This is a genomic window from Ruegeria sp. CH6 (assembly GCF_056537005.1).
This window is the reverse complement of sequence record NZ_JBQFQS010000061.1, coordinates 1-581: the sequence shown is the minus strand read 5'-3', so window position 1 is coordinate 581 and position 581 is coordinate 1. Positions and strand designations below refer to the sequence as shown.

1 protein-coding gene is annotated in these 581 nt (G+C 57.0%); it reads left to right on the top strand.

All coding sequences use genetic code 11. The annotated features are described in order from the left end of the window. Window positions 1-112: 112 nt before the first annotated feature. Window positions 113-581, top strand: a 469-nt coding sequence (locus ACR0CW_RS23195; protein ID WP_480789591.1) for an FG-GAP-like repeat-containing protein, incomplete at its 3' end; no start/stop codon positions are given.

The window sequence follows — 581 nt, the reverse complement described above, 5'->3', positions numbered from 1 at the left end:
CGTGGGTGGCGCGGGTGGTATACCGCTGGTCGAAGCCTCCTCCTCCGTGATCCGGCCCCGGATGCCCATGCAAATCGACACCACGCTGGATGACAGAGCTTGGCATACGTCTGTGGCAGATATAGACGGCGATGGCGATCTGGACATCATCGGGTCTGCAAGCAGCTCCAACGCGTTCACGGTGTTCCGCAATGATGGGACCGGAGGCTTCGATGCGGGAACACAGATCAATACCACGCTGGATCGTGGAGCCAATCACACATCTGTGATCGACATTGATGGCGATGGCGATCTGGACATCATCGGGTCTGCAAGCAGCTCCAACGCGTTCACGGTGTTCCGCAATGATGGGACCGGAGGCTTCGATGCGGGAACACAGATCAGCAATTTGAGTGTGTCTAATAGCGCCCGGCATACGTCTGTGGCGGATATAGACGGGGATGGCGATCTGGACATCATCGGGTCAGCTTCCTCTTCAGATGTCTTCACGGTGTTCCGCAATGATGGGACCGGAGCCTTCGATGCAGGAACACAGATCGAAACCGGACTGGATGATGGTGCCATTCACACGTCTGTGATCG